The organism is Paracoccus spongiarum, from assembly GCF_030732095.1.
Classification (GTDB): domain Bacteria; phylum Pseudomonadota; class Alphaproteobacteria; order Rhodobacterales; family Rhodobacteraceae; genus Paracoccus; species Paracoccus spongiarum.
Genome location: NZ_JAVAMQ010000042.1, coordinates 1 through 8,788, shown reverse-complemented (window position 1 = coordinate 8,788; position 8,788 = coordinate 1). Strand labels below are relative to the sequence as shown.

Sequence of the window (8,788 nt, the reverse complement as noted above, 5' to 3'; positions counted from 1 at the left end):
AACCCCCGCAACCAAATCTATCAAATAAATCAAACGGATAAGTCGGTGGTATATCCATACCATCGGCCAATCGCGCGTCTACATCAACGCCACATCAACACCAGACACCAAAAACTGCAACAGCACGCATAGAGCGGCAGCCACAGGCATTGGCGCACAATGGAGCTGGAACTGGGGCAGGGGCGCGAACTTCATGACCGCCGCCGGGACAGAGGGCATGGTTACGGGCTATAGACCTTCACTGCGCCATCCCCGAACGACGTAAGCGGTGTTCTGACCCCACGCGGCGTCAGTTTTTGCGGAATGGGATGACGTTATCGCCTCGCATGAATGCGACTGCGCCTGCAGCCTCGATGGCTTGGATCGCCGTAATGCGAGCGTCTTTGTCCGAGGCGAACTGGTCATCCCAAACGTGGCTGGTTCCTTCATGATCGACCACTTCGAGCGTCCAGGTCTTGTCCTGTTCGAGGCGGTAGATTTCGATGGAGAAGGGGAAGCCGTCGATGATGACGTGCTGGCTCTTACCGGAGGTGACCAGATTTGGTTCGTCTTCGATCATCGGCGGCGCTCCTGGGATATTGCGTTTTCGACTATGCCGCCTGCTTTGGTCAGGTCAATCGGTCGAGGGCTTACGCGCCCAGTTCCACGGGAGAAGATCGTCGATCCGCCTTTGCCTATGGCCCTGAACGATGGCGGTGAGGGTGGCGGACAGCCACGCATGAGGGTCGACGCCGTTCATTTTGCAGGTTTCTATGAGCGAGGCGATGACGGCCCAGTTTTCGGCTCCGGCGTCATGGCCGGCGAAGAGGGCGTTCTTTCGGTTCAGCGCGATGGGGCGGATGGTGCGTTCGACGGTGTTGTTGTCGATCTCAACGCGGCCATCAGTCAGGAAGCGGCCGAGGCCGTCGCGGTATTTGGCGATGTAGGCAAGTGCCTCGCCCAAGGGCGATTTGGCGGAGGCGCGGGCGCGATGGTGGGCCAGCCAGTTGTCGAGGCGGGCGAGGATCGGGGCGGACCGAGCCTGCCGGATGGCCAGTCGGGTGGCGGGGTCGCGGCCGCGGATATCGGCCTCGATGGCGTAGAGATCGCGGATGAGGGCCACGCCTTCCTCGGCAATTGGCGCAGGTCCGGTGCGGGTGATCTCGATCAGCTTGCGGCGCGCGTGCGCCCAGCAATAGGCAAGCTGGATGCCCGGACCGATCCGGTCCGCTGCAATCAGGCGGTTGTATCCGGCATAGCCGTCGACCTGCAGAATGCCGCCAAATCCCTGCAAGATGCGCTCGGCATGTTGCCCGCCCCGACCTGGGGCAAAGGTGAAGACCACGCCCGGTGGTGACGTGCCGCCCCACGGTCGGTCATCGCGGGCCAGCGCCCAGAAGTATCCGGTTTTGGTCTTTCGCGCCCCCGGGTCGAGAACCGGGACGCGGGTCTCGTCCATGAAGAGCTTGGTGGATCGCTTCAGGTCGGCCATCAGCGCATCATGGACGGGGCGGAGTTCGAAGGCGGCGCGCCCCACCCAATCCGCAAGGGTGGATCGGTCAAGATCGACGCCCTGGCGGCTGTAGATCTGGGCCTGCCGGTAAAGCGGCAGGTGATCGGCATACTTGCTGACCAGCACATGCGCGACCGTGGCCTCGGTCGGCATGCCGCCCGGGATCAGCCGCGCAGGGGCAGCCGCCTGTGCAACGCCATCCGTGCAGGAGCGGCAGGCATATTTGGGACGGCGGGTGACGATGACGCGGAACTGGGCGGGCACGATGTCGAGCCGTTCCGAGACGTCCTCACCGATGCAATGCAGGCAGCCACCGCAGGCGCAGATCAGGCTGTCCGGCTCGATGACCTCTTCGATACGCGGAAGGTGCTTGGGCAGCGCTCCACGGTTGGCGGCACGCGGTTTGGCGGGGCGCTTGGCGGCCCGATCTTCGGCGTCCTCTTCGGCATGGATCACGGCCATGGGGGGTGTCTGAAACTCTGTGTATCTGAGCCGACCCATGCGGTTTTCAGATACAGTCAGGCGTCAAAGCACCCGGCGAACATTATGGCCAGCTGATTGCGGGCGGCAACCCATTCCCGGACAGCGCGGCCACCCTTCTCGAAGTTGCGTATGGCCAGGAAGATCAGCTTGGTTGCTGCCTCCTCGGTGGGGAATGAGCCCTTGGTCTTCAGCGTTTTCCGCAGCACCCGGTTCAGCGATTCCACGGCGTTGGTGGTGTAGATGATCTTCCGGATCGCCGCGCTGAAGGCGAAGAACGGGGTCACCTCGGCCCACGCCCGCCGCCAGGCCGGGGCGATGGACGGGTATTTCCCGGCCCATCTTTCCTCGAAATCATCGAGTCGGCGGGCAGCCTCCTCGGCGGTTGGGGCCTCGTAGATCGGGCGCAGGTCGGCGGCCACTGCCTTGCGGTCCTTCCAGCTGCAGAAGTTCATGGAATGGCGGATCAGGTGAACGATGCAGGTCTGAACCGTGGTTTCGGGGAAGGCGGCGGTAATGGCCTCCGGGAAGCCCTTCAACCCGTCCACGACGGCGATCAGGATGTCCTGGACGCCCCGATTGCGAAGCTCGTTCATGACCGAGAGCCAGAACTTGGCGCCTTCGTTGTCGGCGATCCAGAGCCCGAGGACCTCGCGCTCGCCCTCCCGGGTGACGCCCAGAGCGATGTAGACCGCCTTGTTCCGGACCATCCGGCTATCGGCGTCACGGATCTTCACGCGCAGGGCGTCGAAAATGACGATCGGATACATTCGGTCCAGCGCCCGGTGCTGCCAGTCCCGGACCTCTTCCAGCACCGCATCGGTGACGCGGCTGATCAGGTCGGGCGACACCCGAAGTCCGTAGATCTCCTCGAGATGGGCTTGGATGTCGCGCACCGACAGCCCGGCCGCATAGAGACCGATGATCTTGTCGTCGATGCCGTCGATCCGAGTCTGGCCCTTCTTGACCAGCTCCGGTTCGAAGCTGCCATCCCGGTCGCGCGGCACCGACAGGGCCACTTCGCCATCCGAGCCTTTCACACGCTTCGTGGCAACTCCGTTCCGGCGGTTGGCCTGTTCGGGCGGCGGCTCCGCGCCGGCACCATAGCCCAGATGCGCCGTCAGTTCGGCTCCCAGCATTCGTTCCATCAGCCGGACCTTCAGCTCTTTCATCAGCCCGGCATCGCCAAGCAGATCCTCAGGCCGCTTGCAGCCCTTCAGCAACTCGTCCAGCAGTTCGTTGGAAATTGTCATCGTCAGTGCTCCCTTCAGGAAGCATGGACCGATTCAGCGATACACAGAAGACCGGACACTCTCCGGCCATGGCGGTTTCCAAATCCTCCAGCGCCAGTTCGAACTGGTCCGGGTCGCCCTTCTCCGACCGCCGACCGAAGACCGCCTGCTTGAAGGCCGCGACCAGCTTTTCCAGCCGTGCAATACGCTCGTCCTTGCGCTTGTCGCGCGCATCCGCGGCGATCAACAGCGCCTTCAGCGCAGCAATTTCTTCAAGCAGATCAGCGGTTTTCGGCATAGCGCGGGTCTACCATAGCGGCCCGTCCGATGCCCGCCGAAAGCATCGACCGAGTCATCCTGCCGCAGGGCAAATCCCGTCACTCCACCGCTTCGGGGGCCTTCGCACCGATGGCCCTAACCCGCCGCCAGTCGAGCCCCGCAAACAGCGCCTCGAATTGTGCATGGCTCATCAGCATCAAACCGTCCTTCACGGCAGGCCAGGTAAACGTGTGCTCCTCCAGCCGCTTGTAGGCCATCACCAGACCGGTGCCGTCCCAGTAGAGCAGCTTCAGCCTGTCTGCCTTCCTCGCCCGGAAGACAAAAATCGTCCCGGTGAACGGATCCTTGCGCAACTCGTTCTTCACCATCGCGGCCAGGCTGTCGTGACCCTTGCGGAAGTCGATAGGCTTCGTCGCCACCATGATCCGAACCCGGTTCGACGGGAAGATCATGAGCAGGCTCGCAGCGCCACAGCCAGTTCCGCGACCCGTGCGGCGGGCGTGGCAGCATCCAGCCGCACCGTCACGGGCCCGATGATCACATCAATCGACGCCGCCTTTGCCGATGCTACGACCACCATCGGTGACGCCACGGGCGCTGCAAATTCTGCCCCTGCAACCTCGGGCACAACCAGCTTGCCCTTCCGAGCCAGTGTCCGCCAAGACGACAGGTGGTTGGCCTTCAATCCATGCCGACGCGCCACCTCGTTCACCGTGACCCCGGGCACCAGCGTCTCCGCAACCATCCGGCCCTTCGCCTCGTCAGACCATCGCCGCTTGGCCGCCGGAGCCGCCAGAAGCTCCACAAACCCAATGGCCTCCATACTGCGCTCCCGATGGACTCCCACTGACACCTCCCGTGCAAATCTCCACAAGAGGGCGCATCGCAGCTTACCGATTCAGCAGGAAGGTGGGGTCAGAACGGCGCTTACCGAACGACCGCGGTGCGGACTGTCGTTCAATGCGGCAGCAGCCAGCGTCTGCTTTGGGGTACATTCCGGCCAAGCGGATTCTGGGCAGAAAACCAGGGAACGCGAGCATTCAATTAGACTATCCATTCCGACGGCAATGAGCCTTCATTCAGGCTTTGCTGCAGGTCGACAGATGTTTGTTGCAAGCTCACCGAGGACGATGTCGTCTGGACGATCACCCCGCAGCCGGCCATCGATCAAGTGCCATTTTGGCGATGGAGAGCAGTTCGTTGATCGTAGCGCCGTCGCGCGCCTGAACGGACATGCCTTCCATGACCGTATTGATGAATTTGCCTAGCACGGCCGGATCGGCATTGGCCGCAAGCTCGCCCTGCGCGGCGCCGCGTTGCAGACGCTCGATCAGGATGGCCTCCGCCGCGATACGTTTGTCGCGCAGCAGGCATTCGATGGCGGCGGACGCCGGCGACACGGCTGCCGCTGCCGAATACATGAAGCAGCCGGCCGGCGTTCCAGGTTCCGAGAATGATGACGCCGCTCGTTCCAGCAGGCCTTTGACGGCCTCGAAGGTGGACAACGCGGGGTCGTTGATGGGTGCATAGAGGTGTACGCTGAACGTCGCGGCGTAGCGCTCGATCACCGCCGCGAACAGCCCCGCCTTGTTGTCAAACGCTGCATAGAGACTGGCGGCGGCGACGCCGGTCTCCGCCACCAGATCGGCCATAGATGTCGCCTCGTAGCCGCGCTGCCAGAACAGTCGTACCGCCTTGTCAAGGGCAGCGTCAGTGTCGAACGCGCGAGGGCGACCTGCGCGGCGGCGGACTTTCATCTCTGTCATGTCTGGTGACCGATATGGAATGATCGATAAATAATATCTTGCAACTTGCGTTCCACAGCTATACAGAACGATCATTCAATAATCAAGGAGTATCCCATGAGCCGCATCGTTCGTATCCACGAATATGGCGACGCCAGCGTCCTCAAGATTGAAGATGTGGCCGTGCCCGCGCCCGCGGCCGACGAAGTGCAGATCGCGGTCAAGGCGATAGGTATCAACCGCGCCGAAGTGATGTTCCGCAGCCATGCCTACCTTCAGGAAGCCGAGTTCCCGAGCCGCCTCGGCTACGAGGCTGCCGGCACCGTCGCTACGGTTGGCGCGGACGTGACCGGGTTTGCGGAAGGCGAAGCCGTCAGCGTCATCCCCCCGCTCGATATCGCGCGTTGGGGCACCTATGGCGAGGTCGCCAACGTGCCCGCCCGCCTTGTCGTCAAGCATCCGGCGGCGTTGTCGTTCGAGGAAGCGGCGGCCGTGTGGATGCAGTATGTCACCGCATGGGGCGCGCTGGTGGAGCAGGCGAAGCTCGGCGAGGGCGATTTCGTCATCGTCACGGCTGCGTCCAGCAGCGTCGGCCTTGCCGCCTTCCAGATTGCGCGGATGGTCGGCGCGACGGTGATCGCGACGACGCGTACCAGCGCCAAGCGCCAAGCCCTTCTCGATGCCGGTGCACATCATGTCGTCGCGACCGAGGAAGAGGATCTGGTCGCAAAGGTGATGAAGATAACCGACGGTGCAGGTGCGCGCGTGGTGATCGATCCGGTCGGAGGCCCATCGTTCGAGCCGCTGGCCGCGAGCATGGCACGCGGTGGCATCCTGCTCCAATATGGCGCGCTCAGCGGCGAGCCGACGCCGTTCCCGTTGTTCTCCGTGCTGGGCAAGAGTCTCACGCTCAAGGGTTATCTCTACAGCGAGATCGTCTCGGACGACGACGCTCTTGATCTCGCAAAGGCGTTCATCGTGGCGGGTCTGGAATCGGGCGCGCTCAAGCCGCGGATCGCGCGCACTTTCCCGCTCGACGCTATCCAGGACGCACACCGCTTCCTCGAATCGAACGACCAGATCGGCAAGGTCGTCGTTACGGTCTGATTGGCAATTCCGGGAGGGGGGCGATGGCTCCCCCCTCCCGGACACAGGATCGGACCCTCAGCGCCCATACCGTCGTTGCTTCTGGCGCAGGCTTGGGAGCATGACCGCTCCTCCTCCGTGTACCAGACGTGTCTCAGGGCAACATGGGGGCTATGGCCGTTGCATGTATTGGCGCGGAAATACATTCATCCGTTACCCCGACCGTGATGAAACAGGGGCCGCATGGGCGGATATGTCAGGAAGGCTGAGTTGAAGAGCAAGGATATACACGCGACGACGCCGGCCACCGATCATGGGCGTCCGGGGCCGCCCGCGTGCGTGCAGGTTCGCGGCGCGCGCCAGAACAACCTGAAAAATGTTGACGTCGATGTACCGCGCGACGCCTTCGTGGTGTTCACTGGCATATCGGGTTCGGGCAAGTCATCGCTCGCGTTTGTCACCCTGTATGCCGAAGCGCAGCGGCGTTATCTGGAATCGGTTGCGCCCTATGCCCGTCGCCTGATCGACCAGGCCGGCGTGCCGGAGGTCGACGCGATCGACGGGTTGCCGCCTGCGGTCGCGTTGCAGCAGCAGCGCGGCTCGACCAACGCGCGATCCTCGGTCGGCAGCGTGACGACGCTCTCCAGCCTGGTGCGGATGCTCTATTCGCGCGTCGGCGAATATCCCGGACCGTCAGCCCGGCGGCGTAGAGCCCGACAATCTTGTCATCCATCCCGTCGATCCGGGTTTGGCCCTTCTTCACCAACTCGGGCTCGAAGCTGCTGTCCCGCTCCCGCGGGATCGCCACTGGCAATTCCCCGTCCTGTCCCTTCAGCACCTTGGTCGACGTGCCGTTGCGACGGTCGCTCTGTCCGGCAGGGGCGTCCTTGCCCTCTTCATAGCCAAGATGCGCCGTCAGCTCCGCGCCCAGCATCCGTTCCATGAGCTTGATCTTCAGCTCTTTCATCAGCCCGGCATCGCCGAGCAGATCTTCAGGGCGATCCACGCCCTTCAGCAATTCGTCCAGGATTTCTTTCGAGATGCTCATTCATGCTTCCTTTCGGTGAAGCATGAACCGGATCAGTCATACACAAAAGGTCGGACACTCTCTTTCAGCGCCGCGATGATCGGGGCCGAATGCTCACGCCGGGCAGCAAGGCGCATAGCGGCCTCCTTGCTCCGCACGGACTTCTCGATCTGATAAAGCAGCGCGATCTGGCGCAGCATTTCCTCGGCAATGGGTGAACCATCGCTCTCGAAGCGCTTTACGAAGCGGCGGCGGACATGGGTCCAGCAATAGACCAGTTGCCACGGGCCATTGTCGCGCGCGATCTCGGTCATCCCGTTGTAGGACTGGTAGGCGTCGCATTGCAGGAAGCGGCCCCGGTATCCGCCAAGGAACTTCAAAGGATGTTCTTTCCCCCGGCCGGGGGCGTAATGGAACAGCACGATGGGTGGGCCAGCACCGCCATGCCCGCGAACCGATGCGCCCGGTGTCCGGCCAGCTGATGGCGAAGCTTTTCGATCAAGATCGCCTGCGCCTTCACCTCGACCTGTGCCGCCGACGACGCGAACCCCTTGCGCATGTCGGTCACTCCGACCGCCAGCCAGACCCGCGTGTTCGCCGGGACCGGGATCAAACCGACAGCCCCCGGATCAACCGCGCCAGCGCATCGGGATCGTAGCCGCCGCTGATCCGCATCCGGTGACCGCCTGCAAGCTCGATCTCAATGTGGTTGGTTACAACGGTTGCGATCTCTTGAGTCTTCGCCTCCGCGACGATCTCCACCGGCATAAAGCGCGGCTCGCCTGCTGAAGACGGAGCCACAGCAGGGTCCGGGGCAAAGCGGGGATCGCGCAACCACTTGAAGATCAGATTGGCGTTCACCGCGTAGCGTCGCGCAACCTGCGCCACCGAAACCCCCGGTGCGGTGGTCTGGAAGCAGTTCGACCGCTTCTCATCATCCGTCCAAAGCCGCTTCGTCCGACGCGCCACGCCATCACCATAGTGTCCACTATCGATGGTGGACACTACCGGCCGGTTACAACCTGCGCATCGCCGTTGCCGAATTGCTGGACGGTGCCCCGAGAGAGCTGACGTCGCCCGATATACACCCGGTTGTCAAAACGGTTTCCGAGGCGCTGCGCAGGCGGTTTCCGGGTCATGACGTACAGGTGCGGGAAACCGGCCATTACATTCGTGCCAATGTGGTTCCGGCCAAAGGTGCGGAATTGGAGCGCCAGCAAGCCTGCGAGTTGCTCGGGCAGGATGAGGCGTGGCGACTGCGCGACATCAATCAAGAGGTGCGGGATCTACCTGCACCGGCGGGCGACCCGCCAGAAATGCGAGGGTGCCGATAGAACACCGCCGCGTGACAGGCATCAACGTCCGATGCGTTTCATCGCCCAGCCTACTGAGAACCCATGCAGGATGGTGGAAAGCAGGATTGTCAGCGCAGTGATCACCCACAGAT

General features: G+C 62.9%; 9 protein-coding genes and 4 pseudogenes. 1 reads left to right on the top strand and 12 read right to left on the bottom strand.

Features of this window, described 5'->3' with window-relative positions; genetic code table 11:
* Positions 1-289: 289 nt before the first annotated feature.
* From Q5Y72_RS19280 to Q5Y72_RS19250, 7 genes and pseudogenes are all read right to left on the bottom strand, one after another.
* Positions 290-559: a hypothetical protein gene (locus tag Q5Y72_RS19280; RefSeq protein ID WP_305965014.1), complete on the bottom strand. Its 270-nt coding sequence runs from the start codon at positions 557-559 to the stop codon at positions 290-292.
* Between the two features lie 54 nt (positions 560-613).
* Positions 614-1,954 (bottom strand): annotated as a pseudogene (gene tnpC, locus Q5Y72_RS19275) (IS66 family transposase); the annotation flags it as partial.
* Positions 1,955-2,010: 56 nt separating this feature from the next.
* Positions 2,011-3,225, bottom strand: a complete 1,215-nt coding sequence (locus tag Q5Y72_RS19270) for an IS256 family transposase (RefSeq protein WP_305965013.1) — start codon at positions 3,223-3,225, stop codon at positions 2,011-2,013.
* A 64-nt stretch (positions 3,226-3,289) separates the two neighbouring features.
* Positions 3,290-3,502, bottom strand: a pseudogene (locus Q5Y72_RS19265) (transposase domain-containing protein); the annotation flags it as partial.
* 79 nt (positions 3,503-3,581) lie between these two features.
* On the bottom strand, positions 3,582-3,905 hold the full coding sequence (gene tnpB / locus Q5Y72_RS19260; RefSeq protein WP_305965012.1) for an IS66 family insertion sequence element accessory protein TnpB: 324 nt from the start codon (positions 3,903-3,905) through the stop codon (positions 3,582-3,584).
* Positions 3,906-3,931: 26 nt separating this feature from the next.
* On the bottom strand, positions 3,932-4,306 hold the full coding sequence (locus Q5Y72_RS19255) for a transposase (RefSeq protein WP_305965011.1): 375 nt from the start codon (positions 4,304-4,306) through the stop codon (positions 3,932-3,934).
* Between the two features lie 322 nt (positions 4,307-4,628).
* Entirely contained in the window at positions 4,629-5,249 is a 621-nt protein-coding gene (locus Q5Y72_RS19250) for a TetR/AcrR family transcriptional regulator (RefSeq protein ID WP_305965010.1), read from the bottom strand.
* A 96-nt stretch (positions 5,250-5,345) separates the two neighbouring features.
* On the opposite strand from Q5Y72_RS19250, the gene Q5Y72_RS19245 reads away from it, so the two are divergent.
* Entirely contained in the window at positions 5,346-6,335 is a 990-nt protein-coding gene (locus Q5Y72_RS19245; RefSeq protein ID WP_305965009.1) for a zinc-dependent alcohol dehydrogenase family protein, read from the top strand.
* 655 nt (positions 6,336-6,990) lie between these two features.
* On the opposite strand, the pseudogene Q5Y72_RS20015 reads toward Q5Y72_RS19245, so the two are convergent.
* The 5 genes and pseudogenes from Q5Y72_RS20015 to Q5Y72_RS19220 all read right to left on the bottom strand — a co-directional run.
* Positions 6,991-7,362: pseudogene (locus tag Q5Y72_RS20015) on the bottom strand (transposase); the annotation flags it as partial.
* A 32-nt stretch (positions 7,363-7,394) separates the two neighbouring features.
* Positions 7,395-7,721: an IS66 family transposase gene (locus Q5Y72_RS19235; protein WP_305965007.1), complete on the bottom strand. Its 327-nt coding sequence runs from the start codon at positions 7,719-7,721 to the stop codon at positions 7,395-7,397.
* Between the two features lie 140 nt (positions 7,722-7,861).
* Positions 7,862-7,954: pseudogene (locus Q5Y72_RS19230) on the bottom strand (IS66 family insertion sequence element accessory protein TnpB); the annotation flags it as partial.
* Positions 7,951-8,346 (bottom strand): IS66-like element accessory protein TnpA, encoded by a 396-nt coding sequence (gene tnpA, locus Q5Y72_RS19225; RefSeq protein WP_305965006.1) that lies wholly within the window; start codon positions 8,344-8,346, stop codon positions 7,951-7,953. The gene tnpA and the pseudogene Q5Y72_RS19230, both read right to left, overlap by 4 nt.
* Complete coding sequence (locus Q5Y72_RS19220) at positions 8,346-8,615, bottom strand: hypothetical protein (protein ID WP_305965005.1); 270 nt, start codon at positions 8,613-8,615, stop codon at positions 8,346-8,348. Before Q5Y72_RS19220 ends, tnpA begins: the two co-directional genes overlap by 1 nt.
* Positions 8,616-8,788: the final 173 nt, after the last annotated feature.